At 66.0% G+C, this 23317-nt stretch carries 29 protein-coding genes; 15 read left to right on the top strand and 14 right to left on the bottom strand.

Features of this window, described 5'->3' with window-relative positions:
• Window positions 1-406: DUF5813 family protein (locus C491_RS04705; RefSeq protein ID WP_005554170.1), on the top strand; the 406-nt coding region annotated here is incomplete at its 5' end.
• 27 nt (window positions 407-433) lie between these two features.
• Here the strand turns inward: C491_RS04705 and C491_RS04700 are convergent.
• On the bottom strand, window positions 434-664 hold the full coding sequence (locus C491_RS04700) for an Lrp/AsnC family transcriptional regulator (protein ID WP_005554169.1): 231 nt from the start codon (window positions 662-664) through the stop codon (window positions 434-436).
• Complete coding sequence (locus tag C491_RS04695; RefSeq protein WP_005554167.1) at window positions 664-1365, bottom strand: potassium channel family protein; 702 nt, start codon at window positions 1363-1365, stop codon at window positions 664-666. Before C491_RS04695 ends, C491_RS04700 begins: the two co-directional genes overlap by 1 nt.
• A gap of 112 nt (window positions 1366-1477) precedes the next feature.
• Between C491_RS04695 and C491_RS04690 the strand changes: the two genes are divergently transcribed.
• Complete coding sequence (locus tag C491_RS04690) at window positions 1478-1708, top strand: Lrp/AsnC family transcriptional regulator (protein WP_005554165.1); 231 nt, start codon at window positions 1478-1480, stop codon at window positions 1706-1708.
• Between the two features lie 179 nt (window positions 1709-1887).
• Complete coding sequence (locus C491_RS04685; protein ID WP_005554164.1) at window positions 1888-2259, top strand: hypothetical protein; 372 nt, start codon at window positions 1888-1890, stop codon at window positions 2257-2259.
• Window positions 2260-2265: 6 nt separating this feature from the next.
• Here the strand turns inward: C491_RS04685 and C491_RS04680 are convergent, their stop codons facing one another.
• Both C491_RS04680 and tmk read right to left on the bottom strand, forming a co-directional pair.
• Window positions 2266-3312 carry a thiamine pyrophosphate-dependent enzyme gene (locus C491_RS04680; protein WP_005554162.1) on the bottom strand — a complete coding sequence of 349 codons (1047 nt, stop codon included), beginning with the start codon at window positions 3310-3312 and terminating at the stop codon, window positions 2266-2268.
• Between the two features lie 38 nt (window positions 3313-3350).
• Window positions 3351-3959, bottom strand: a complete 609-nt coding sequence (gene tmk, locus C491_RS04675; protein ID WP_005554160.1) for a dTMP kinase — start codon at window positions 3957-3959, stop codon at window positions 3351-3353.
• 104 nt (window positions 3960-4063) lie between these two features.
• Here tmk and C491_RS04670 point away from each other — a divergent pair, with 104 nt between their 5' ends.
• From C491_RS04670 to cofG, 4 genes are all read left to right on the top strand, one after another.
• On the top strand, window positions 4064-4969 hold the full coding sequence (locus C491_RS04670) for a complex I NDUFA9 subunit family protein (protein WP_005554159.1): 906 nt from the start codon (window positions 4064-4066) through the stop codon (window positions 4967-4969).
• 114 nt (window positions 4970-5083) lie between these two features.
• Window positions 5084-6256, top strand: a complete 1173-nt coding sequence (locus tag C491_RS04665; RefSeq protein WP_005554157.1) for a tubulin/FtsZ family protein — start codon at window positions 5084-5086, stop codon at window positions 6254-6256.
• A 42-nt stretch (window positions 6257-6298) separates the two neighbouring features.
• On the top strand, window positions 6299-6946 hold the full coding sequence (gene cofC, locus C491_RS04660; RefSeq protein ID WP_005554155.1) for a 2-phospho-L-lactate guanylyltransferase: 648 nt from the start codon (window positions 6299-6301) through the stop codon (window positions 6944-6946).
• 99 nt (window positions 6947-7045) lie between these two features.
• The gene (gene cofG, locus C491_RS04655; RefSeq protein ID WP_005554154.1) at window positions 7046-8245 is read left to right on the top strand and encodes a 7,8-didemethyl-8-hydroxy-5-deazariboflavin synthase subunit CofG; all 1200 of its coding nucleotides are present in this window, start codon (window positions 7046-7048) and stop codon (window positions 8243-8245) included.
• Between the two features lie 62 nt (window positions 8246-8307).
• Here cofG and C491_RS04650 read toward each other — a convergent pair whose 3' ends face one another.
• A complete protein-coding gene (locus tag C491_RS04650) occupies window positions 8308-8928 on the bottom strand; it encodes a hypothetical protein (protein WP_005554151.1) in 621 nt (206 codons plus the stop codon).
• Window positions 8929-9242: 314 nt separating this feature from the next.
• On the opposite strand from C491_RS04650, the gene C491_RS04645 reads away from it, so the two are divergent.
• Window positions 9243-10637, top strand: coding sequence for an HD domain-containing protein (locus tag C491_RS04645; protein ID WP_005554149.1), 1395 nt, complete (start codon window positions 9243-9245; stop codon window positions 10635-10637).
• Window positions 10638-10723: 86 nt separating this feature from the next.
• Window positions 10724-10966, top strand: a complete 243-nt coding sequence (locus tag C491_RS04640; protein WP_005554147.1) for a hypothetical protein — start codon at window positions 10724-10726, stop codon at window positions 10964-10966.
• A gap of 6 nt (window positions 10967-10972) precedes the next feature.
• On the opposite strand, the gene C491_RS04635 is transcribed toward C491_RS04640, so the two are convergent.
• The 3 genes from C491_RS04635 to C491_RS04625 all read right to left on the bottom strand — a co-directional run bounded on the left by C491_RS04635 (window position 10973) and on the right by C491_RS04625 (window position 13582).
• The gene (locus C491_RS04635) at window positions 10973-11245 is read right to left on the bottom strand and encodes a hypothetical protein (RefSeq protein WP_005554145.1); all 273 of its coding nucleotides are present in this window, start codon (window positions 11243-11245) and stop codon (window positions 10973-10975) included.
• A gap of 42 nt (window positions 11246-11287) precedes the next feature.
• Window positions 11288-12661, bottom strand: a complete 1374-nt coding sequence (gene cofH, locus C491_RS04630; RefSeq protein ID WP_005554143.1) for a 7,8-didemethyl-8-hydroxy-5-deazariboflavin synthase subunit CofH — start codon at window positions 12659-12661, stop codon at window positions 11288-11290.
• A 123-nt stretch (window positions 12662-12784) separates the two neighbouring features.
• Window positions 12785-13582 (bottom strand): alpha/beta fold hydrolase, encoded by a 798-nt coding sequence (locus C491_RS04625; RefSeq protein ID WP_005554142.1) that lies wholly within the window; start codon window positions 13580-13582, stop codon window positions 12785-12787.
• A 159-nt stretch (window positions 13583-13741) separates the two neighbouring features.
• Between C491_RS04625 and C491_RS04620 the strand changes: the two genes are divergently transcribed.
• Entirely contained in the window at window positions 13742-14761 is a 1020-nt protein-coding gene (locus C491_RS04620; RefSeq protein ID WP_005554141.1) for a phosphoribosylaminoimidazolesuccinocarboxamide synthase, read from the top strand.
• Between the two features lie 708 nt (window positions 14762-15469).
• Here C491_RS04620 and C491_RS04610 read toward each other — a convergent pair.
• Entirely contained in the window at window positions 15470-16543 is a 1074-nt protein-coding gene (locus tag C491_RS04610; protein ID WP_005554139.1) for a sensor histidine kinase, read from the bottom strand.
• A 141-nt stretch (window positions 16544-16684) separates the two neighbouring features.
• Here C491_RS04610 and C491_RS04605 point away from each other — a divergent pair, with 141 nt between their 5' ends.
• Window positions 16685-16927 carry a hypothetical protein gene (locus C491_RS04605; protein ID WP_005554138.1) on the top strand — a complete coding sequence of 81 codons (243 nt, stop codon included), beginning with the start codon at window positions 16685-16687 and terminating at the stop codon, window positions 16925-16927.
• A gap of 63 nt (window positions 16928-16990) precedes the next feature.
• Here C491_RS04605 and C491_RS04600 read toward each other — a convergent pair whose 3' ends face one another.
• A complete protein-coding gene (locus tag C491_RS04600) occupies window positions 16991-18313 on the bottom strand; it encodes an acetamidase/formamidase family protein (protein ID WP_049891467.1) in 1323 nt (440 codons plus the stop codon).
• Between the two features lie 374 nt (window positions 18314-18687).
• Here C491_RS04600 and C491_RS04595 point away from each other — a divergent pair, with 374 nt between their 5' ends.
• Window positions 18688-18870, top strand: a complete 183-nt coding sequence (locus tag C491_RS04595; RefSeq protein WP_005554135.1) for a DUF7576 family protein — start codon at window positions 18688-18690, stop codon at window positions 18868-18870.
• A gap of 54 nt (window positions 18871-18924) precedes the next feature.
• Here the strand turns inward: C491_RS04595 and C491_RS04590 are convergent, their stop codons facing one another.
• The gene (locus C491_RS04590; protein ID WP_005554134.1) at window positions 18925-19950 is read right to left on the bottom strand and encodes a formyltetrahydrofolate deformylase; all 1026 of its coding nucleotides are present in this window, start codon (window positions 19948-19950) and stop codon (window positions 18925-18927) included.
• A gap of 178 nt (window positions 19951-20128) precedes the next feature.
• Between C491_RS04590 and C491_RS04585 the strand changes: the two genes are divergently transcribed.
• The 3 genes from C491_RS04585 to C491_RS24355 all read left to right on the top strand — a co-directional run bounded on the left by C491_RS04585 (window position 20129) and on the right by C491_RS24355 (window position 22379).
• Complete coding sequence (locus C491_RS04585; protein ID WP_005554133.1) at window positions 20129-21328, top strand: NAD(P)/FAD-dependent oxidoreductase; 1200 nt, start codon at window positions 20129-20131, stop codon at window positions 21326-21328.
• A gap of 69 nt (window positions 21329-21397) precedes the next feature.
• Window positions 21398-21931, top strand: a complete 534-nt coding sequence (locus C491_RS04580; protein ID WP_005554131.1) for an Lrp/AsnC family transcriptional regulator — start codon at window positions 21398-21400, stop codon at window positions 21929-21931.
• Window positions 21932-22055: 124 nt separating this feature from the next.
• A complete protein-coding gene (locus tag C491_RS24355) occupies window positions 22056-22379 on the top strand; it encodes an ArsR/SmtB family transcription factor (RefSeq protein ID WP_005554130.1) in 324 nt (107 codons plus the stop codon).
• Window positions 22380-22517: 138 nt separating this feature from the next.
• On the opposite strand, the gene C491_RS22880 is transcribed toward C491_RS24355, so the two are convergent.
• The 3 genes from C491_RS22880 to C491_RS04565 all read right to left on the bottom strand — a co-directional run bounded on the left by C491_RS22880 (window position 22518) and on the right by C491_RS04565 (window position 23316).
• Window positions 22518-22670 carry a C2H2-type zinc finger protein gene (locus tag C491_RS22880; RefSeq protein ID WP_005554129.1) on the bottom strand — a complete coding sequence of 51 codons (153 nt, stop codon included), beginning with the start codon at window positions 22668-22670 and terminating at the stop codon, window positions 22518-22520.
• Window positions 22671-22806: 136 nt separating this feature from the next.
• Window positions 22807-23064: a hypothetical protein gene (locus C491_RS04570; protein WP_005554127.1), complete on the bottom strand. Its 258-nt coding sequence runs from the start codon at window positions 23062-23064 to the stop codon at window positions 22807-22809.
• A gap of 39 nt (window positions 23065-23103) precedes the next feature.
• Window positions 23104-23316 carry a DUF7511 domain-containing protein gene (locus C491_RS04565; protein WP_005554126.1) on the bottom strand — a complete coding sequence of 71 codons (213 nt, stop codon included), beginning with the start codon at window positions 23314-23316 and terminating at the stop codon, window positions 23104-23106.
• Window position 23317 lies beyond the last annotated feature (1 nt).

Below are 23317 nucleotides of genomic sequence, written 5' to 3'. Positions count from 1 at the left end.
CGGCAAGCGCGACGGCCGCTTTCGGGTGATCGTCCACTTGCCGACGCTCGACGCCGCGGTCGGCGACGAGACCGTCGCGCCCGTCGTCGAGGACGGCTGGTTCGAGACCCTCGAGCGCCGCCTCGAGGACACCTTCACCGTCGCCCGGACGAGCACCCACGAGGAGCCGACTGTCGAGCGCGACGGCGAGACCGTACGGGTTACGCTCGAGTTCGTCGCCTGGGACGCCCGCGAGGGCGTCGCGGATGCCAAGGCGCTGATCGAGTACGTCGAGGGTACCTACGCCCAGGGACTGATCCCCGGCTACGTCTACCGCGGGCCCGCCGCGACGCTGCTTGAGAGCGCCCAGAGTCGCGGTCAGGAGGCAGCCGAGGGAGGCGGCGAGAGTGGCGGAATGCCGATGTAAACGCGAGTCGCCGGACGGGATCGTCGCTCAGTCCATCGCGATGTAGGTCTGCGTGTCCTCGACCCCGTTGATCCCCTGGATCTCCGTCGCCGCGATCTTCTTGACTGCGGCGGGGGTGTCGACGGCCGCCTTCGCGATGATGTCGACGTCGCCGGCAACGATGTGTGCCCCCTCGACGCCGTCGATCGATTCGACGCTCTCTCTGAGTCGATCCGCCTCGCCCGTGTTCGCCTTGATCATGACGTACGCTGTAACCATCAGTTGACACCTCCCGCGCCCGCGTTCGCCGCCGCGCGAGTCGCCGACTCGCCGACGATCAGCTGTCTGACCGCGTTCAACACCTCGTAGTCCGCCAGCACGACGATCCGGTCTCCGGTCTCGAGCGACTCGTCCTCGGAGGGGATCTCCAGGGGACGGTCGCGCTTGCCGAACGCGATGACGGTCGCGTCGGCCGGCAACTCGAGTTCGCTGATCGAGTAGCCGTTGATCGGCGCCTCGTCGGTGAAGGTGAGTTCGACGATCTGGAGGTTCTGGGCGATGTCGGCGATCGCGCGGATCGTCCCCCCGAGCAGGGCGTTTTTGGCGCCGATCGCACCCAGCCGTTCGGGGTAGATGATCTCGTCGACCTCCTCGGCGTACTTCCGGTAGATCCCCTCGCGGTAGGCCTCGTCGATGCGCATGACCGTCCGGCAGCCGTGGTGTTTGGCGATCATACAGGCGGTGAAGTTGACGTTCATGTCGCCGGTCAGCGCCCCCAGCGCGTCGGCCTCGTCGAGGCCGGCCTCCTCGAGGATCGTCTCCTGGGACCCGTCGCCTTCCACGACGGTGAACTCCTGGTTTCGGGCGCGCCGTACCTTCGACTCCTCGCGCTCGATGACGGTCACCTCGTGTCCCTCCTCGCGTAAGACACGCGCTGTGCGCAGGCCGACTCGTCCGGCGCCGATGATCACGAACCGCATGAACGGAGGGTACGCCCGCCCCCGCCAATAAGTTTGCCCTGGTGACCCATACCATTCGGTTGGAAGCCGACAAAAGGCTTTAGTCATGCCACGATGTACCACACCAGCGAGAATGGTTCACGCCTTCATCATGGTGAAGACGGCCGCCGGAAAGTCCGAGGGGCTGCTCGAGTCGATCAGGGGGCTCGGGTCGGTCGCCGAGGCCCACATCGTCGCGGGCAACTACGACATCATCGTCGAGGTCACCACCGAGGAGGTGTACGAGATCCTCAAGGCCGTCTCGACCGACATCCAGGGACTCGAGGGCGTGACCGACACGAAGACGTACATCGCGATGGACTGACGTCTCTTGTACCGCGTGCCAAACGAAGGCCCGTCCCTGTCCGGGTCGCAAGCGCGCCGAGATCGGAGTGGTCTCTGACTACCGGTGATGCGTTCGCTCGAGCGACTCCCCGTCCGTTCTCGCTCGAGCCTGCGCTCTGAGGCCTCGACGTTTTGCGGTGGAGGAGAGTACGGGTCGGCATGGCAGACGACCAGCCGGAGCGTCCCGACGATCCGCCCGAAATCGAGTGGCCCGGAGAGACGGATCTGGACGACGACCTCGGCCCCGCATCCGAGAACCTCGACTCCGAATCCGACGACGACTTCCAGCTGATCGGAATGGCGAACCCCGGAACGCCCGTCTTTCACAGCGCCGAATCCGGCCTGTTGTACCACGGCGACGTGAACGAGGACGGCGGGATCACGCCGCGACCCGACGACGAGGTCGACATCCAGTTCGGGGACGAGGGGACGCTATCGGAGGCGATCACTGACCTCGGCGAGCGCCTCGGCTGGGACTCGCTGACCGACTACGGCCGCGACCATCAGAACGACGACCCACCCCGGGACTGAGCCGCATCAGCGCTCGAGTTCCCGGAGATCCTCGCGGTCGGCGAAGCCCTCGAGCCACGCCCGCTGTTCGTCGAGCCGTGGCGTCGACTCCGCGTACACCGGTTCGAACACCTCCCCGGGTTCGGGCGCGGGCACGGACTCGGCGGTCTCGACGGCGTCCTCGAGCTCCGCTTCGGCTTCGTCCTCGACCTCCTCGACGAACGCGTCGTCGAGGGCTCCCTCCTCGCGGAGGTAGGTCTCGTAGCGCTCGAGGGGATCGGCGGTGCGCCACTCCGGGAGTTCCTCGCTCCCGTCGCGGTAGCGAGATGGATCGTCGCTGGTGGTGTGGGCGCCCTGACGGTAGGTCAGGCTCTCGAGCAACACGGGGTTCTCCTCGCGGGCGCGCTCGAGGGCGGCCTCGGTCAGCTCCCGCACCGCCAGCGGATCGTTGCCGTCGACGCGAACGCCGTCGAAGCCGTAGGCCTCGGCCTTGCACGCAATGGTGTCGCTCGCGGTCTGGCGCTCGCGGGGCGTCGAGATCGCCCAGCCGTTGTTCTCGCAGAAGAAGACGACCGGCGCGTCGAAGACGCCCGCGAAGTTCAGCCCCTCGTGGAAGTCGCCCTCGCTCGTCGCGCCGTCGCCGAGGTAACAGCAGATCGCCTCCTCGGAGTCGCCGTCGTTCGCGGCCATTCCCAGCCCCGCGGCGTGGGGGATCTGGGTCGCGATCGGCACCGCCTGCGGGAAGACGTTCAGGTCGTGATCGGAGGCGTACTCGGGGAACCCCCGACGGAACAGAAGGATATCGCTCATCGGGACCCCGTGAGCGATCTGCATCGCGTTCGAACGATAGGTCGGCACGAGCCAGTCAGTCTCCGCCAGGGCGTGTGCGGCCCCGACCTGTGATCCCTCCTGGCCCCTGAACGGCGGGTAGCCGCTCATCCAGCCCCGGCGCTGCAGGGCGAGCGCGCGCTCGTCGAACCGGCGCGCTCGCACCATATCGCGGTAGATCTCGAGGGCCTCGTCGACGGAAACGCGGGCGTCCTCGAGGGCGGTTTCGCCGATGACGCGGTGCATGCCACCAGTCTGGCGGAGCCGGCTGAAAGTAATTCCGGTTACTCCGTGTCCGCGAGCGCGCTCGCCAGCACGTTCTCGACGCGCTCGAGAACGACCTCCGGCGGCTGGGTGGCGTCGACCCGCACGAACCGGGCCGGATCCCGCTCGATCAACCGCTCGTAGTTGTCCCGCACGTTCGAGAGATACTCGACGCGTTCGAACTTGTTCGTCGTCCCCGCACGAGCAGCGGCAGTCTCGGGGTCGAGATCGAGGTAGATTGTCAGATCGGGCTCGATCGAGAACGCGCTGTGGATGCCGACGACGTACTCGAGCGGACGGGTGATCCGGCCGTCCGCCTCGAGGGTCGCCCCCTGGTAGGCGTAGCGGGAGTCGGAGTAGCGATCGGAGATGACGAGGTCGCCGCGCTCGAGGGCGGGCTCGATCACCCGCGTGAGGTGGTCCGCGTGGTCCGCCGTGTACAGGAAGAGTTCGGCCAGCGGGTCGGCGTCGTCGTCGGCGATCGAGCGATAGACGGCCTCGCCGTACCACGACCCCGTCTCTCCCGAGGTGGGCTCGGTCGTAAACGTCGCGTCGGGGTAGACGTCCCGCAGGGCCTCCCAGACCGTCGTCTTCCCGCTCCCGTCCAGTCCCTCGAGCGTCACGAGCATACTCCCACGTCGCTCGGGCGGATACAAGACGGCATCGCCATCGCTCGGCCGACCCTTACAATGTCGCCGTCCCCTATTTCCCCGTCGAGGGAGTTGATGAGGGTATGAACGTTCTCGTCGCCGGCGGCACCGGTTTCATCGGGACGCATCTCTGTATGGAACTGCACGAGCGGGGTCACGACGTGACCGCACTCTCCCGGAGCCCCGACGAGGCCGATCTCCCGCCGGAGATCGACCGCGCGATGGGCGACGCCAGCGCCTACGACTCGATCGTCGAGGAAGTCGAGGGCCACGACGCCGTCGTCAACCTCGTCTCGCTGTCGCCGTTATACGAACCCCCCGAGGGAACCAGCCACCAGGAGGTCCACCTCGGCGGCACGAAGAACCTGGTCCGGGCCTGTGAGGAACGCGGCGTCGACCGGTTCGTCCAGATGAGTGCGCTCGGCGCCGATGCCGACGGGGCGACCGACTATATCCGATCGAAGGGGCGGGCCGAGTCCGTCGTCACCGGTTCGGACCTCGAGTGGACGATCGTTCGTCCCTCCGTCGTCTTCGGCGACGGCGGGGAGTTCGTCGACTTCACCAAGCAGCTGACGACGCCCCATATCACGGGGCTGCCCGGAGGCGGGAAGACGCGGTTCCAGCCGATCTGGGTCGGCGACCTCGTTCCGATGCTCGCCGACATCCTCGAGGACGACACCCACGTCGGCGAGACCTACGAGTTCGCGGGTCCCCAGGTCGCAACGTTGGCCGACGTCACCGAACTGGCCTACGCGGCCGAGGGCAAGTCCGTCACCATCGTGCCGATCCCGATGGAGCTGACGAAACTCGGGCTGACGGCCGCGAAGCCGGTTCCGTTCATCCCCTTCGGCCCGGACCAGGCCCGCTCGCTCGAGATGGACAACACCCTCGCCGACAACGACGTCACCGCCTTCGGGTTCGATCTCGAGGAGCTGACGACGCTCAAGGAGTTCCTCGGGCTCGAGGTCGAGGCGCCGGCGGCCGACTGACGGTCCTCGGTGGCGGACCGCGGTCACAGTTGTAGTATAAGCTAAAATTCTCTTTTGACACAAAACTTATGCCTGCGATAGCACTCGGTCAGACAACGGAGACCTCTGATACGCATGAAACTGGCGATGATCGGATTCGGACAGGCCGGCGGCAAGATCGTCGATCGCTTCCTCGAGCACGACGATCGAACCGGCAGCGGGATCGTTCGGGCGGCCGTCGCCGTCAACTCCGCGAAGGCGGATCTGATGGGTCTCGAGCGGATTCCCGAGGAGAACCGCGTCCTCATCGGGCAGGCCGAGGTCAACGGGCACGGCGTGGGCGCCGACAACGAACTCGGCGCCGAGATCGCCGAGAACAACGTCGACGAGATCCAACACGCCGTCGACTCGATCCCGACCCACGAGGTCGACGCCTTCCTGATCGTCGCCGGGATGGGCGGCGGGACCGGCTCGGGCGGCGCGCCGGTGCTGGCCGACCACCTCAAACGGATCTACACGATCCCCGTCTACGGGCTCGGCGTGTTGCCGGGCGCCGACGAGGGCGGGATCTACACGCTCAACGCGGCCCGATCGTTCCAGACGTTCGTCCGCGAGACGGACAACCTGCTCGTCTTCGACAACGACTCCTGGCGCCAGACCGGCGAGTCCGTCGAGGGGAGCTACGACCAGATCAACGGTGAGATCGTTCGCCGGCTCGCCATCCTCTTCGGCGCCGGCGAGATCCGCGAGGGCGAGGACGTCGCCGAGAGCGTCGTCGACTCCTCGGAGATCATCAACACCCTCGCAGGCGGGGGCGTCTCGACGATCGGCTTCGCCAGCGAGGACGTCGAACTCGAGTCGGGCGGGCTGCTCTCGCGGTTTACGGGCGGTGACGAGGGAGCCGGGCTCGACACCGCCGAGACGACCAACCGAATCACGAGCCTCGTCCGAAAGGCGACCCTCGGGCGGCTCACCCTTCCATGCGAGGTCGACGGCACCGAGCGCGCGCTGCTGGTGCTGGCCGGCCCGTCGTCGTACCTCAATCGCAAGGGGATCGAACGGGGCCGGACCTGGCTCGAGGACGAGACCGGCTCGATGGAGGTCCGCGGCGGGGACTACCCGCGCCAGGAACCCGAGGTCGACGCCGTCGTCCTGCTGTCGGGCGTAACGAACGTCCCCCGGATCAAGCGCCTCCAGGAGGTCGCGATCGAGGCCCAGGACCGGATCGACGACATCGAAGCCGAGCGCGAGCAGAACCTCGAGACCCTCGTCGCCGACGAGGCCGATGAACTCGAACCCCTCTTTTGAGCTCCGACGCGTTTTTGCCCGCGTGCCGGCAACGGTAGCCGAATGCGGGTCCTTGTTCCGTTCGCGGCCGACGCACCGAAAACGCGCCTCGAGCCGGTGCTCTCGGCCGACGAGCGAGCGGCGTTCGCGCGGGCAATGCTGCGCGACGTGCTGGCCGCGATCGACGCCGTCGGCTACGAGCCGACGGTGCTCTCGACGGCACCGCTCGAGCTCGAGGAGCCGATTTCGGCGCCGGTAGTCGTCGACGACCGTCCGCTGACGCCGGCGGTCGACGCTCGGCTGCCGGAGCGTTCCGAGGACGACCCCGTCGCCGTCGTGATGGCCGACCTCGCGCTGGCGACGCCCGACGCCCTCGAGCGCCTCTTTGCCGCCGGGGGCGACGTTGCCATCGCGCCCGGCCGCGGGGCAGGGACCAACGCCCTCGTCGTTCGCCACCCCGAGTTTCGGGTGGACTACCACGGCGGTTCCTTCCTCGACCACCGGGAGATCACCGCGGAGATCGGCGCCGACCTTGCGGTCGTCGACTCCTTTCGGCTCTCGACCGATATCGACGAGCCGGCCGACCTCGTCGAGGTGCTGGTCCACGGCACCGACCGCGCGCCCGCCTCCCTCCGGGAACGGGGGTTCGAACTCGAGGCTGACGACGGGCGAGTCGGGATCGCGCGGGCCGGAAACGCCACCTCGAGCTGAGGCCCCGAAGACGGACCGAACCGAATCGCCCTCGCGGGCCGAGAACGGTCCCGACCCAACGAGAAGCCCTTATGGTCCCGGCGACGACACTCCGAGGTGATGATTCCCGGCGCGAGCGAGTACGGCGTCGCCCTCGAGATCGACGACGCGGCCGTCGAGCGGCTGCTCGCAGTCACCCCCGATGACGTCGCCGCGCCGCCGGAGCTCCACTTCGCCCGGAACGTCTTCATCCCGCTGACGACCGCCTGCCGGTACACCTGCACCTACTGCACGTACTTCGATCCGCCCGGCGAGGCCTCGCTCCTCTCGCTCGAGGAGGTCCGGGAGATCTGCGAGCGCGGCGCCGACGCCGGCTGCACGGAGGCGCTGTTTACGTTCGGCGACGACCCCGACGACCGGTACACCGAGATCCACGCGCAACTCGAGGAGTGGGGGTACGACTCGATCCACGACTACCTTCGGGCGGCCTGCGAGGTCGCCCTCGAGGTGGGACTGCTTCCCCATTCGAACCCCGGCGATCAGACCCTCGAGCAGATGGAGACGGTGGCGGACGGCAACGCCAGCATGGGCGTGATGCTCGAGACGACCGCCGAGGTCGGCGCTCACGCGGGTCCCCGACGAAAGGAACCGGGGCAGCGCCTGCGGACGATCGAGAACGCGGGAAAGCTCGACGTCGCCTTTACGACGGGAATCCTCGTCGGGATCGGCGAGGACTGGCACGATCGCGCCGAGAGTCTGCTGGCGATTCGGGAGCTGCACGAGCGCTACAACCACGTCCAGGAGGTGATCGTCCAGCCCGTCGCCGAGAACGAGCGGTGGTCCGACGGGAGTCCCAGCCTCGAGACGATGCGCCGCGTGACGGCGATGGTCCGTATCGCCCTGCCCGAGGAGATCTCAGTGCAGGTGCCGCCCAACCTCGCCCCGGCCCGCGAGCTGATCGACTGCGGCGTCGACGACCTGGGCGGCGTCTCGCCGATCACCGACGACCACATCAACCCCGACTACGCCTGGCCCGCGCTGCGGGAACTCGAGGAGATCGCCGACGCCGCGGGCGTTCCGCTCCGCGAGCGGCTCCCGGTGTACGAGCGGTTCCTGCCGAACGACCTGCGGACCGACGAGTTCGACGGCGTCGCCGCTGCGGGAACTGGTGCTCACGGGAGCAGCCGCGAGTGGATCTCGACGGAGATTCGGAACGCGCTCGAGGCCGAGGACGCAGCCGGTCGTCGCTACCGGGCGGTTCTCGAGGGCGAGAGCCTCGTCGGTCGCCACCGAGCGGGTGTTACCGGACCGGACTCGTAATCGGTCGTCGAGTGACACTCGCAGCTGTCGGAGAAAATACTGCGCGGAGTCGAAGGCCGGTTCTATGGATCGAGCAGGCCCGCGACGGCACACAGCAGGTTGCCAACGAGATTACCCTCGCCGGCGACGGCCGTCAGGTCGAGGTCGATTGTCTCGGTCTCGAGCTCCAGTCCGAGCAGGTCGAGGAAGATCGGCTCGATCTCCAGATCGAGAACCGGACACTCGCCGGCTTCCCCGGGACTGAGGAGATCAAGGACGCCGTCGAGGAGTCCCCCGAGGTCGAGCCCGTCGAACGTCTCGTTTACCTGTTCGGTCGGGTTGCTCGAGAGCGTTCCTCGCAGTCGTCCGCTCGCGAGGAGGTGTTCATCGCCATCGACCTCGGCGATCTCGAGGTCCTCGAGGATCAGTTCGCCGTCGAACGTCGCGTCCTCTCCGGCCCTGAACCCGTTCGGGATGTTTTCGGCGTCGTCGTCACCGTTATCGACGAATTCGCCCTCCCTCTCGTCGAGGTCGAAGGTCAGTCGCGGAACGTTTCCGTTGCCCTGGCCGGGGTTTCCGCCTCCGCCCGGATTCGCGCTCGCCGAGCCGCTCGCACCGGCGATACCGGCGCCAGCGAGACCCGTTGCGGCGAGCGTTTTCAGTACTGTGCGTCTGTCGTCGTCGGGAGTCTGTTCGTTACTCATGGAAGTCACGCGCCGTGACAGCGCGTCCATACCGCACTCCGGAATTTCAATAAATACTTGGCTTGCTGGAATTATACTTATAATCCCAACATATGATTTCTAAAAGGAGACGACCGACCAACGGGTACCGGGATATCGGATCGGTTTCCAGAAACGAGGGTGAACCGACCCAAATACAGGTCCGTTCACCGATACAATTATGCGGTCGAGCAACCGGTCGCGGTGCCTCGGAAGGCGTCCGCCACTCGAGGTCGACCGCGCGGCGAGGGGAACCGAAAGCGTAAGACCGCGGCGGGCGCGTTCTCTCACAACCGATGGTCACCCAGATCAAGGACCCGGTACACGGCTACATCGAGCTGCCGGAGCCGCTGGTCGAGCGCGTCGTCGACCGGTCGGCCTTCCAGCGGCTCCGGTACGTCCGCCAGCTGTCGGCGACGAACCTCGTGTATCCGGGCGCGAACCACACGCGCTTCGAGCACAGTCTGGGGGTCTACCACCTCGGTCGCACGGTGTTCGAGAATCTGCGCGAGGAGCCCTACTTCGTCCGCGACACGCCCGATCGCGTGCTCGACGAGATCCAGCGGACCCTCGAGTGTGCCTGTCTGCTCCACGACGTCGGTCATCCGCCGTTTTCCCACATCTGCGAGCCGTTTCTGGACACGAGCGAGATTCGCGAGCGCCTCGCCGACCGCGGACTGCGCGCGGCGTTTCGCGACGCCGGCGTCGACGAAGCGCCGCTTCGGACGGCGAACGACCACGAGCTGCTCGGCTGTCTAATCATCCTCCGGGAGTTCCAGGAGGACCTGGAGGCGATGGGGGTCGACCCGTTCGAGGTCTGTGCGTACGTGCTGGGCTACAGCCTCGTCTACGAGCGCGGCGGTCCCTGGCAGCACGGACTCGGCGCCCAGCTGCTCCACTCGCCGATCGACGTCGATCGACTGGACTACATCACGCGGGACAACCAGATGACGGGTGCAGACGTGCTGAGTTTCGACACCGATCGGATGGTCGACTCCTACACGGCCCACCCCGAAGAGGGGCTGGCGCTCTCCGAGAAGGCGCTGTCGACGCTCGGCAACTATCTCGAGGGACGGATCGCGCTGTACATGTGGGTGACCCAGCACCACAAGTCGGTGTACGCGAACATTCTCCTGCGGGAGCTCGTCGAGGAGCTCGCGACTGTTACGGGGGAGCCACCGGTGACGCTCGAGGGAATTCTCGAGGGGTATGTCGACGACAACACGGTGATGGAGCGACTTCGTGTCGCCGCCCGCGACAACCCCGAGACGACGCTCGCGGCGCTCCACGAGCGCTTTCGGCGGCGACGGTTCCCGAAGACCTGCTGGAAACACCGCATCGCCTACGCCGACCGTATCGATGCCGATCTCGACGCGTTCGGCCAGTGGCTCGTCTCGAACGACGATCGGCTGGAGACGGCGCTCGCCGAGCGGTTCGACCTGCCCGCCCACGAGGTCTGGATCGAGCGCTCGTACGTCCCGGAGTACGAGCCCGCGGAGCTAAAGGAGATCCCAATCGCCTACGGCGGGACGACCCGTTCGGCGGGCGACTGGGGGCTGTACGGCGAGCGGGCGTTCGACGCGCCGATTCCGTTCGTCTACGTTCCCGATGGGCACAAGACGAACGCCACGGAGTGGCTCGTCGATCGATTCTACGCGGAATACGGCGGCCGACGCGAGAACGGGAGCTGATCCCCCGAGACGCCAACAGGCCTGTTTTCCGGACGTACCAGTGAAGCGGCAACGACGTATATTCCGGCTCGAGCCGTAGGGTTCGTATGCACAGTGATACCATTGCATTCGGCGTCCCAGTCGCCGGGCTCGTCCTGGGTGCAGCGATCCTCGTCGGCAGCCTCTTCCTCGGCGGGCTGTCGATCGTCTCCGTCGGTGGCGGCGCCATCGGCCTGCTGGCTATCGCCGCGCTCGCGCTCGCGGTCGCCCGTTCGGCGGGCGAGGAGCCGACCGTCGAACTCACCGAACGCGAGGACGACGGACCTGGACTCGCCCGCGGCGCGAAGTGAGCGGGGTCAGGCGATCCGGTACCGGTCCTCATCCGCTCGCTCGAGCGTCGCCGCCTCACGAAGACTCACGGTGCGTCCGGTCGGATTCGGCTCGATAACGGCATCGACGTCGACCGACTCGAGGGTTCCCAGCAACTGCGCCTTCGGCGGTCCCTGGGTCGCGCCGCAGTCGTAGATCGTGAGCAGGCCGCGCTCGCTTCCCTCGCGCTCGTAGACGACGAGATGGGCGTGGTTCGGCAGTCGCCAGCTGCGGTCGTCGATCTCCAGGAGGTGGTTCATAGGCGTCGGTACGTGCAGCGCCGACAAAAAGCTGCGTCGGGGTCAGTCGTCGGCCGGAACCGTCCGCTCGTCGCGCTCGAGCAGCGGCGTCCCGTCGGCCTTCGGGCCGAGTTCGGGGCCGAACGGCGGCTCGTCGGGATCGATCACGCGGCGTTTCTCGTAGTCCGTCGACCGTTCGACCGGAACGCGGCCGATCGACTCGATTAGCTCGACGTAGTCCGAAAAGGAGCGGAACTCGCCGTACTCGCCGCCGGCGCGCTTGGTGATCTCCTCGGAGAGGATCGTCCCCATGAAGTCGTCGGCGCCACAGGAGAGCATCTTCAGTCCCTGCTGGTCGCCGTACTTGACCCACGAGGACTGGATGTGCTCGACGTTGTCGAGGAACAGTCGCGAGACGGCGATCAGCAGCTCGTCCTCGTCGTCGCTCGGACCGCTCGAGACGATGTCGTGTTCGAACAGCGGCGTGTTCTGATGGACGAACGAGAGGGGGACGAACTCCGTGATCGCGCCGTCAACGCGCTCCTGGAGTTCTCGGACTCGTTTCAGGTGCATCGCGCGGTGGGCCTCGTTCTCGACGTGGCCGTACATGATCGTCGCGGTGAGCCCGAGCCCGACGTCCGCGGCGGCCTCCATCGCCTCGAGCCAGCCGTCGGTGCCGATCTTGCCGGGACAGATCACGTCCCGAACCTCGTCGACGAGGATCTCTGCCGCCGTGCCGGGGACCGTGTCCAGCCCCGCCTCCTGCAGCCGGCGGTAGACCTCCTCGTAGGACCAGTCGGTCCCCCGGCGGGCGTGGTAGGCTTCCTCGGGGGTCATCGAGTGGACGTGGACGCCGTCGACGCTCATCGCTTCCAGTTGTGCGGCGTAGGTTCCCGGATCGGTTTCGTACACCTCGGGCGGTTTGAAGTTGACTTCCTTCGGAGTCGGATGCTCGCGGAGGATCTCGAGGTGCTCGTCGTCGAGGGCGAACGCGGGGTGGAGCCCCGACACCGACGTGACCTCGTATATCCCTCGGTCGACCGCGTCGGAGACGGTCTCACGGGAGTCGGCGGGCGTCTTCGTGAACCCGGCCGTCTCGGCTTCGTACTCGCTCTCGAAGGTGTGGGCGGCGTCCTTGAAGTTACAGAACAGACAGCCGACGTTGCAGGCGGTGGTGACGTTGTTGTTCAGGTTCGCGACGAAGGTGACCTCCTCGCCGACGACGTCGGCTCGGCGTCGGTTGGCAGCCTCGAGCACGCGCTCCTTGCGTCGGCGGTCGATCCCCTCGCTGTCGGTCCCCGTCGTGAGCAGTTCGATCGCGTCGTCGACGGTCAGTCGGTCGCCGTCGCGGGCCTTCGCGAGCGCGTTCTCGAAGGACTGGTCGGTGTCGGGAACGTGATCGAACTCGAGATCTGCCTCGGTCACCGGTCGCTCCATCGGCGTATCAATACCAGTACAGCGAGAAAAGGGTGGTGGATCGGTCGTTCAGTTCGCGCGAGCCACGGTCACTCGGCGGCTGCGAGCGGTCGGGTTCGTCCCGTTCGGGTACTGCGAGACGACTCACGAGCCGTCGGAGTCGTCGCCGGCGGTACCGGCGAGGATCAACCGCACGGTCTCTTCGGGAGCGTCCCAGTGAGGGTAGTGCCCGCACTCTTCGAACCAGTACAGCTGCGCGTTCGGAAACCGGTTCAGCGCTCGTTTCGCCTGACGGGGGAGGGTAACCCGATCTTCCTGGCCCCACCCGATCACGATCGATCCTGGAGCGGAGTCCGTTCCGGACTGCCCGGCTCCGAAACCCAACCGATACAACAGTTCGTCGAAGGCGGGCGAGTCGGCGAACGTCCGCATCTCCTCGCGGGTGACGTCCGCGGGCAGCGCCCAGGGACGTGCCGAGAGCTGTGCCAGGAGCAGGGTCCGACCCACCGCGCTGGCCGTGAGTCGGCCCATAACCGGCTGCAGCAGGCGAACGAGGCGGATCGACGGTGCGAGGGTTGCGTAGAAGAAGTATCGCTCCCATCCGGTCCAGAACCCGCCCGGAGCGAGCGCGACGGTCGAACCGACCGTCCCTCGGCGCGCGAGTTCGAGGACGAGTCGTCCGCCCATCGAGTTTCCGACGACGTCGACTCCCTCGAGGTCGCGGGCCTCCAGAAACGAGGTGACGGCCGTCGCGAGGGTGTCGATCGAGACCTCGCCCGACAGCGACGGCGTCTCGCCGTGTCCGGGGAGATCGACCGCGATCACGTCCCGTTCGGCGGCCAGCGCGTCGAGTATCGGCGTCCACGTCCGCCAGCTGCCGCCCAGTCCGTGAACGAGAAGCAGCGGCTCGCCAGTGCCGCGTCGTCTGTAGTTGAGTTCCATACGATTCGGAGGGACGCCGATCGGGTATATGTTATCAACTGGCAGTCACTCTGGAGCCGCAGTGGGAGCCGTCCGCGCCGATACTGAAACCTTCTTACCGTCCGGCCTCCGCATCTGACATATGAACTGCGGCCGCCCGGCTGCCCAGAGGTGTCTCGGATGACGAGCGTCAAGGAGTTCCACATCGAGGAGAAGGCCACCGACGACAGCCTCGGTGAGGGTTCGTTCGTCTTCACCGACGACTACTCCGTCTTCGACTGGGGGAAGATGCCCGACCAGATCCCCGACAAGGGCGCGAGCCTCTGTACGATGGGCGCCTTCAACTTCGAGCTGCTCGAGGAGGCCGGCGTGCCGACCCACTACCGCGGCGTCGTCGAGAACGGCGAGGTCCGCTCGCTCGAGGAGGCCTCGCGCCCGCCCTGGCAGATGGCGATCGACCTCACCCAGACGCCGAAGCTGCCCAACGAGGGCCTGGAGTACGACTACGACAGCTACCACGAGGCCGCAGGCGAGAACTTCCTGATCCCCCTCGAGATCGTCTTCCGGAACCGGGTTCCGATCGGCTCGAGCCTGCGCCGGCGCACCGAGCCAGCCGACCACGGCCTCGAACTCGAGGAGTGGCCCGACGAACCCGTCGACCTCCCGGAACCGGTCGTCGAGTTCACGACGAAGTACGAGGAGAGCGACCGCCAGCTCGACCGCGCGGAGGCCGACGTGATCGCCGGGAAGGCCGATCTCGACGAGCTCGAAGACCTCGCGCTCGAGGTCAACCGGGTCATCACCGAGCAGGCCGCCGAGACCGAACTGGTCCACCAGGACGGCAAGATCGAGTGTCTCTACTACAAGGGCGACGTCGGGGTCGCGGACGTCGTCGGCACGTTCGACGAGAACCGCTTCAGCTACGGGGCGACCCAGCTCTCGAAGGAGGTCCTCCGACAGTACCACAAGCGAACCCAGCCCGAGTGGGTCCAGGCCGTCGAGGCCGCGAAGGCACAGGCCAAACAGGAGGATATCGCCGACTGGCGGTCCCTCTGTGACGTCGAGCCGAAACCGCTCGACGACCGCGTGCTCGAGACGGCCCGAAACATGTACTGTGCCGGCGCCAACACCTACACTGGACTGGACGTCTTCGACGCCCCGCCGCTCTCGAGTGCGATCGGGTCCGTTCAGGGGCTGTAGTTCGGGCGCTCTCTCGAGGCGGGTTCAAGGCTGGAGTCGTGAATTCGACGCCGGAGGCGAACGTTCTCGACCCCTTCCCCCCAGCGTGTCCAGTGTGTTCAGTCGGTCTCCGTTCGCTTCGCGTACGGCCGTTTTCCTGCGGTTCCGCCACTACTCGATTGTAGACTACCGTTTGAACATTTGGACGTGGCCTTTCTCGACCGCGACACCCGATTACACTGGGACACTGGACGCAGTGGTGTGTAGTGGGTGGGTTCTGGAGACGACGAGCGGTGTCCCCTCTCGGCGATGTCTCGTTTCACGCACCGAGTCCGGAGTCGGCCGGACCGTTCGGAACGGGCGCGCTCGAGACGGTCCGGAACGAGCGTCGTCCCCTCCGACTACGGGTCGGCAGCGTCGGTCGACTCTCCCGGCTCCGGGACGACGTCCGACGAGTATTCGGCCACTCGAAACTCCGTCGATCCACAGCGACAGCTCCCCTTCGTTCCGATCGGTTTGATCGTTCCGTCCGGCCATACTTCGGCGGCGTAAGCGGATTCGCAGGAGGTGCAGACGGCCATCCTTCGTTCACTCTCCCCGTCGGGCATACGGCGCCGTACGGTTCGTCCGATAATAGATATTGTGTGAGGACTCGGGTGAAAAACGAGGTCGAACGTCTTCCGCGCGGAAACGTTGTCTGTGACGGACTTCGAGGACGATCAAACCGTCTCAGGGAGCAGGCAGCGTTACGAAGAACGTCGACCCCTCGCCGGGCTCGGAGTCGACCTCGATGCTCCCGCCGTGGCGCTCGGCGATCCGCTCACACAGCGCGAGGCCGATCCCCGTTCCCTCGTACTCCTCGCGGCTGTGGAGCCGATCGAAGACGTCGAAGATCCGATCCTGGTCTCCGGGAGCGATCCCGATCCCGTCGTCGCTGACCGCGACGATCCACTCGCCGTCGCTCTCCTCGGCCTCCACGTGAACCCGTGGCGGATCCTCGCCCGAGTACGTGATCGCGTTCTCGAGCAGGTTCTGAAACAGCCGCCGGAGCTGGCTGCGATCGCCCTCGACCATCGGTAGCGACCCGATCGTCAGCTCGCCGTCATCGTCGTCGACGGCCATCTGGAGGTCCGTGCTGACCTCCTCGAGAACGGTATCGAGGTCGACGGGCTCGAACGGGTCCCCGCGGGTCTCGACGCGGGAGTACTCGAGCAGCCCCTCGATCATGTCCCGCATTCGTTCGGCGCCGTCGACGGCGAACTCGATGAACTCCCGGCCGTCCTCGTCGAGCTCGTCCTCGTAGCGACGCTCGATCAGGCCGAGGTAGCTCGTGATCATTCGTAGGGGCTCCTGGAGGTCGTGGCTGACAGCGTAAGCGAACTGCTGGAGGCGTTCGTTGGACTCCTCGACCCGCCGTTCGCTCAGCTTACGGTCGGTGATGTTCCGGCGGGAGACGACCGCGTACAGCTCGTCCTCGTAGCGCGTCCGTTCGACGGTCAGCTGGAACCACCGATGCGAGTCCGGCGAGTGACAGGGGTATTCGAGGGTAAACGTCTCCCGTTCGTCTTCGAGAACGGCCCGAACCCCCTCGGCCACCCGCTCGGCGTGCGGGCTGTCGCTGTCCTCGAAGACCTCGATGTAGTTGACGCCGACGCCGTCTGCCGGCGGCTGGAGCTCGTTCTCCTCGGCGAAGGACTTCCAGGCCTCGTTCGTCCCCAGAATCGCGCCCTCATCGTCCAGCACTGCGATGTTCGGCGCGAGCGTATCGAGGACGTGTGACCCCAGCCCCTCGGGTATCTCCATACGAACAGGTCCGGCTGCTGCTGTAAATGCCGTTCGGTCGTCCCGTTGACCCACCCGACGGAGCGGGACGGCGGTTCCACGAAGTCGACCACGAAAAAGTAACACTCATGTGAGCCGATACGAAAGGAACGGCCGAAAGCGATGAGTCCCGTCACTCCCGGTGGAATCCTCGCGGGTGTTACGTCCGGTATCCTCGCAGGCATCGTCCCGTTCAGCGTTACGACGGTCGTTCTCTCGATGCTGGCGGTGTTTATGCTCGCGATGCTGTTGCTGGCCGTTGCACCGCTGGTTTCGGAGGACCGAAGCGCACGGCTCGGCACGGCCTCGAGCGACGACCGTGCGACCGACGAGCGGGCGACCATCGAGCCGAACGAAGCCGACTGAGACGCGCCGGACGCAACGGAATCGTTTCTCCCCGTCCGGAGCAGAGCGCCGTGTCGACCGGAGTCAGGCCTCTCGTCCGCCTTCGGCGTACTGCTCCCGAACGAGGTGTGCTATTCCGCGGTCCTCGAGGACATCCATCGGCGCGAGCATGTCGAGCTGGACCACGCCCGGTAGCCGGCCGATCTGGACGCCGCCGGTGAACGTACACCGCGAGCGCACCTCGCCCTCGCTCATCTCGAGCAGGCTGCCGGCCCGATCGAAGGCGTTCTCCGTCGCGTCGTTGATCGTCGCGCCCGTTCCGACGATCTGGATCGGCCCCATCTCGTCGAGCAGGTCGACGTCGTGCTCGTCGGCCAGTTCGCGCCCGGTCTCGAGTTCGTCGTCGCTGTACGGCTTGCTGATAAACGGCAGGTCCTCCTCGTTGGGCAGGAGTAGCGGTCCGTCGATCTCGAGGCCCTTGATCACCTCGACGTCCATCCGCACCCTGCCGCTGACGTCGGTCGTGTGCAGGGAGAGCTCGCCGTCGCCCTGGTTGGCGTGGAGGTCGCCGACGTAGACGCCCGCGCCGTCGACCTTGACGGGACAGATCAGCGTCGCGCCCGCACGGACCTCGGGGATGTCCATGTGGCCGTCGGTGCGGGCCTCCAGTTCGGCCTCGCTCTCGAGTCCCCAGTCGTGGTCGGTCTCGAGGAGGAACTGACCGAAGTCGCCCGCGTTGTGGGAGTCGGGCAGCTCCACGGACGGCGTGGTGCCGACGTTGCCGATGAAGGGCCGCAGCCGACCGAGCGTGCCGGGCATTTCCGAAGGCGCGTACAGCAGGATCGGGTGCTGGCGGGAGTTTTCTGGGATGTCCATTAGCTCCGTGGCGTCCTCGGCGAGGTCGTGTGCGGCGTCCTCGTCGACCGTGATCCCTACCGTGTGATCCTCGTCGAAGACGACGGTGTAGCCGTACTCGAAGCCAAACGAGGAGGCGTTGGCGCCACACTCCGCACAGCGGATCGCCTCCTCGCCGGTGCCCTCGACGATCGACTCGGGCCACTCGGTGCCGCAGTCGGGACAGCGGTGGTCGACGAACGGGTCGTCGCCGAACGCCTCCGTTCGCTCGCGCATCGAGCCCGTGCTCGTCGCCAGACTCGTTACCTCGACGTCGCGGATCGTCAGCGCCACGGCGTCGCCGACCTCGGCGTTCTCGACACGGATCGGCCTCGTTACCTCGTGGCCGCCCCGGAACTCGGGGGTGATCATCGGACCCCAGCAGCCCGGCGGGGTGTAGGTCTCGATCGTCCCGCCGTCGGCCACCGTTCCCGCCCACTCCTGGTCGGGGCCGACGAGCCCGAGCGTGTACTGGTCGACCGACAGCTCCTGTTGAACCTCTCGCTGTGCCATTGTGCGTGAGAGTATCACCCGGATCGTGATAAACGATTCAGTGACACGGACGTCAGCTGACTTCGCTCGCTCGAGAACGCCGATCTTGATGGCGCCGGCTACGCGAGTCGTTCGCCGAGCGCGTCGGCGATCATCTCCAGGGGCCGGGGTCGAGGGCGACAATGTCGAGCAGTTCGCCGACGGGTCACCGACGCGATCGCGGCCACGCTCACGCAGGGTGAACTCCGGGACCTGAAGGCCCAGCTCGACGGCGATCTCCATCCGCTGTTCGAGGGCGTAGCGGTCGACCCCGAAGACGTCTGAGTCCTCGTATCGGCCGGCCGATACCGCCGCAACAGGATCGTTCAAGTAGCTGCATCCTATTTTGAGGATCGATGACTGGTTCGAGCGACGAGGACACACCGGCGTGTCAGGCCTGCGAGGATCCGGTGACACAAAACGGCGAGCGTCGGGTCGTGAGCATCGTCGAGAACGGCGAGGCCGTCCACTACGAGTTCTGTAGCGTCGACTGTCGCGAGTCCTGGGACGGTTCGACGTCCCGTTATAGTAACAACTGAAACGGTTTGCACACCGATCGCACAGCCGCCGTGCGATCGGGTGCGCACTGACTCTCAGTGGCTACTATAGTTCGCCGGCGGCTCCGGTTCGGTCTCTCGCTCCGCCTCGTCCTCGCTTTTCCCGTCCGGTGTCGTCGCGCCGTCGACGGCGTCGGCGATTCCATCGACGGGTCGATCCGGCGTGAGTTCATCCATCTCGTCGGATAGCCCCAGCTGATACGTTGTCTCGCCCCCGCGAACGCTCGTCCGACCGCGGTGGACCGAGACGTCGCCGTTCAGGTGGAGCCGCACCGCCTCGAGCAAGGCGTCGGCCTCGAGGGGCTGGCCTCGTCGCTTGATCTCCGCGAGGTCGGCATCGTCCGGGACGTCGAACGCGCGCTGGGTGATGATCGGCCCCTGATCGAGATCGGTCGTGACGTAGTGGGCGGTGACGCCCGCGACGCGGACGCCCTCCTCGAGGGCCTGGCGGTAGGCCTCTGCGCCGGGGAACGCCGGCAGCAGCGAGGGGTGAACGTTGATGATCCGATCCTCGTAGCGGAAGACGACGTTCGGGCCGAGGATGCGCATATACCGTGCGAGGACGATCAGGTCGGCGTCGTACTCCGCCAGCACCTCGAGCAGCCGTTCCTCGTTTTGCTGGCCGTTCTCGTCGCCGATATCGTGGAAGGGAACGTCGTACTGTTGAGCGAGTGGCTCGAGGTCGTCGTGGTTGCCGATGACGACTCCGATGTCGGCACCGAGTTCGTCGTTCGCCCAGGCTTCGAACAGCGCCTCGAGACAGTGGCTCTCGCTGGTTCCCAGCACGGCGATCCGCTGGGTCTCGCGATCGGCGGGGAACCGGACCTGGACGTCGAGCCCGAGGTCCTCGCCGAGCTCGCGAAGGTCGTTTCGGAGCGTCTCCTCGGTACAGACCATCTCCGCGGTGTCGACGGCGAGGTTCATCCGAAAGACGCCGTCCCGAACCGCCTGATCCATATCCTCGATGTTCGCCCCGCGCTCGAACAGGAGGCTGGTCACGCGGGCGACCAGTCCGGTGTCGTCGTCTCCGACAACGGTGATTTCGGTCAGGTCGGTCGTCATCGCAGCCACCTCCGCTCGAGCGGTCGTCGAGTCATCGGTACGATCTCAGCTTCCGGTCGACCAAAAGCTCCGCGGATCGCTGCTCCACGAGCCGACGTTAACATCTACCCCTCGATCTATGCTATTAGTTAGTAATATTGTGGACAGTATTATTAATACGCAGCGACCATCAGTGGGTATGAACGACTCACTCGAGGTCGCGGTCGTCGGCGCCGGGCCGGCCGGAATCGGGACTGCAGTCGCGCTCGAGCGACTCGAGGTCGACTACGCTGTCCTCGAACGTGACCGGATCGGCGCCTCCTTCCGGCGCTGGCCCGACGAGATGCGACTGCTGACGCCGTCGTTTCCGGCCAACGCCTTCGGGGTTCGGGATCTGAACGCCGTCACGATCGACACCTCGCCGGCACTGGCACTGGACTGTGAACACCCCACAGGCGAGCAGTACGCCGAGTACCTCGAGGCGGTCGCCGAGTTCCACGAGCTGCCCGTCGAGACGGGTATCGACGTCGAGTCCGTCGTCCCACAGCAAGACGAAGACACGGACGGGTTCGTCCTCGAGACCGACGGGGGATCGATCCGCGCTCGCTATGTCGTCTGGGCCGCCGGCCAGTACCAGTACCCCTCGAGCGGAGACCTCGAGGGGGCGACCCACGGGGTCCACGTCGCAAACGTCGACTCGTGGGCCGAGTACGCGACGCGGGCCTCGAGTACGGACTCGGCTGGAACGAACAGGGTCGCCGCCGACGGCGCGGGAACCGTGGCAGAGACTGTCTCGGACGTCGTGGTCGTCGGTGGTTCGGAGAGCGGGATCGACGCCGCGCTCGGGCTTGCCGAGGCCGGACGGTCGGTGACGGTACTCGACGACGAGGGGACCTGGCAGTTCCGCAGCCCCGACCCCAGCGAGGTGCTCTCACCGCGAACGAACGAGCGCCTCGAGACGTCCCTCGAAGAGGGCGCGCCGATCGACCTCGTCGCCGACGCCCGCGTCGACGGGATCGAACGCGACGACGGAGGGTACCTCGTCACGACGACCGACGGCGATCGGGTTCGCTCTCGAGCACCCCCCGTGCTCGCGACCGGGTTCGAGGGAAGCCTCGCGGTCATCGACGACCTGTTCGCGTTCGACGGCGAGTTCCCCGACCTCACCGATCGGGACGAGTCGACCGAGACGCCCGGGCTGTTTCTCGCCGGCCCCCAGGTCGCACACAACGGCCAACAGTTCTGTTTCATCTACAAGTTCCGCCAGCGATTCGCCGTCGTCGCGGAGGAACTCGGCGAGCGACTCGGCGTCGAGACGGGCCCGCTCGAGGCCTACCGGGAGAAACGGATGGTGCTCGAGGAACTCGAGTGTTGCGAACCCGACTACTGCGACTGTTGAGCGTCGGCTCGACCCGTGACACTGGCTGACCGAGTTGCCCTTCTTCCCTCGAGGCGTACTACTCCTACCATGGCCGACGAAGACGTGCCTGTCGCTGCCGAATCCGATTCCGACGACGAGAACGGTGAGGCGGTCGAGATCGACGCCATCGACGAAGGTGTGCTGTTCGCGCTGCAACGCGACGCCCGCAACGTCACGATCAACGAGATCGCGACGGAAGTGGACGTTTCGCCCAGCACCGTCCGCAACCGGATCGACAAGATGGAGAACGCGGGGGTCATCAGAGGATACGAGCCCAAGATCGACTACGAACGGGCGGGTTTTCCGCTTCGGCTCCTCTTCGTGTGTACCAGCGACCCGTCGGCCCGCTCGAGCGTCGCCAAAAACGTTCTCGACATCGTCGGCGTCGTCGATATCACGGAGATGATCACCAGCGAGCACAACCTCTACATCGAAACTATCGCGACCTCCACGTCCGATCTCATCCGACTGACGAAGGAGTTGAACGAACACGGGCTCACCGTTCACAGCTCCGAGATCATCACGAGAAAGTACAGTCAGCCGTGGGGTCACTTCGAGCCGAAAGAGCCGAGTAGCGAGTGACGGACAGCGCAACCGGAAACCGCAGCTGTTTCGGACAGAACTGCGAAATTCGCAATTCTTAGAGGTTCATATACGTTACACTTATGAGCGAGCTGCGGTTTTGTTATCGGAGGGTCGAATTCCGATGAACGCCAACCCCCACGCCGAGAAGTGTGACGAACTGCTCCAGTTGTTGTGTCACCGTCACAGACGACAGATCCTTCGGTTCCTCGATACGCAACCGACGAACACAGCTACTGTCGACGAGCTCGTAGAACACGTGGACTCTCAGTCGGGAGAGACCTCGCTGTCCACCGAGATGCATCACGTCCACCTCCCGAAACTGGCCGATTCGGGGCTGATAGAGTGGGACTCTCGGAGCGAGACGGTCCGCTACTACCCCGAGCCGCTCTGTCAGGACATGTTACGAACGCTGCGCAGTCACAACGCTCAGTCGACGAGCGTGTAGCCGTTTCGGTCGGGTGGGGTATCCACTGTCGGTAGGAGATTCGGGGACGAACTTCGGGCTCACCACGGTCGTACTCGAGAATGGGGTTCGAACGGCTTTTTCGGAACCGAACACAAAAACGGAATTCGCCGATCGCAGCTAGTGGTTCTCGTGAACGTGGTTTCGAAGTCCGTCTACGTCGTCGAACGCGTCGTCACAGACGGCACAGGTGTTGTGATGCAGCGCGACGTGCTGGGTGACGCCTGCCGCGGACTGGAACGACTCGTCGCAGGTGGAACAGCTGTATGCCATAGCGTTATTAACCGAGCACTCGGTACGTAAAAAGAGTTACTAGCAAGAGGGCAACTGATCCCCGCGTATTTTAACAACAGCGGCCCGGTTCGCTGCTAGCCGAACCGGGCTGTCGACGGCGTCGGCGGATGCGACGTTAGGACAGCTCGGCCGCGCGACGCCGGAGCGACGGATCGACCGTCGTATCCTCGGCTAGCTCCTCGAGCTGTTCGTTCGCGTTACAGTCGGCGAGTCCCTCGAGGGCGCGCCGACGGAACTCCCCGCGGAGCCCGCCCATCTCGACGAGGAGTGCGAGATTGCGTCGCTCGTCTGCCGCGACGAGACGGTCGATTGCTTCGCGTCGGGTTGCGTGCGAGACGTTCGATCTGACTGCGGTCTGGAAGTTGGTTGACATCGTCGTGTGGCGTGTTGGAGTGTATAGCGTTCGGAACCGTTACCTGGCGTCCTCGCGGGAGACGAACGCGTCGCCCTTCGCGCGGATCCAGGTATCCTCGATCGATTCGCCGTCGAGCGCACAGTAGACGGTGCAGCTGTCGGGTCGATGGTCGCGGCGCTCGATGTACGCCTGGTAACACGGCGAGACGTCGCCGTCGGTTTCGGTGCGTGCGTCGGCGAACGGGTCGGCGTCGGTGTCGTACTCGGTCACT

This window comes from Natronococcus amylolyticus DSM 10524 (assembly GCF_000337675.1).
Taxonomy (GTDB): domain Archaea; phylum Halobacteriota; class Halobacteria; order Halobacteriales; family Natrialbaceae; genus Natronococcus; species Natronococcus amylolyticus.
The sequence above is the reverse complement of the archived record's forward strand: the minus strand, read 5'-3'. Positions and strand labels throughout refer to the sequence as shown.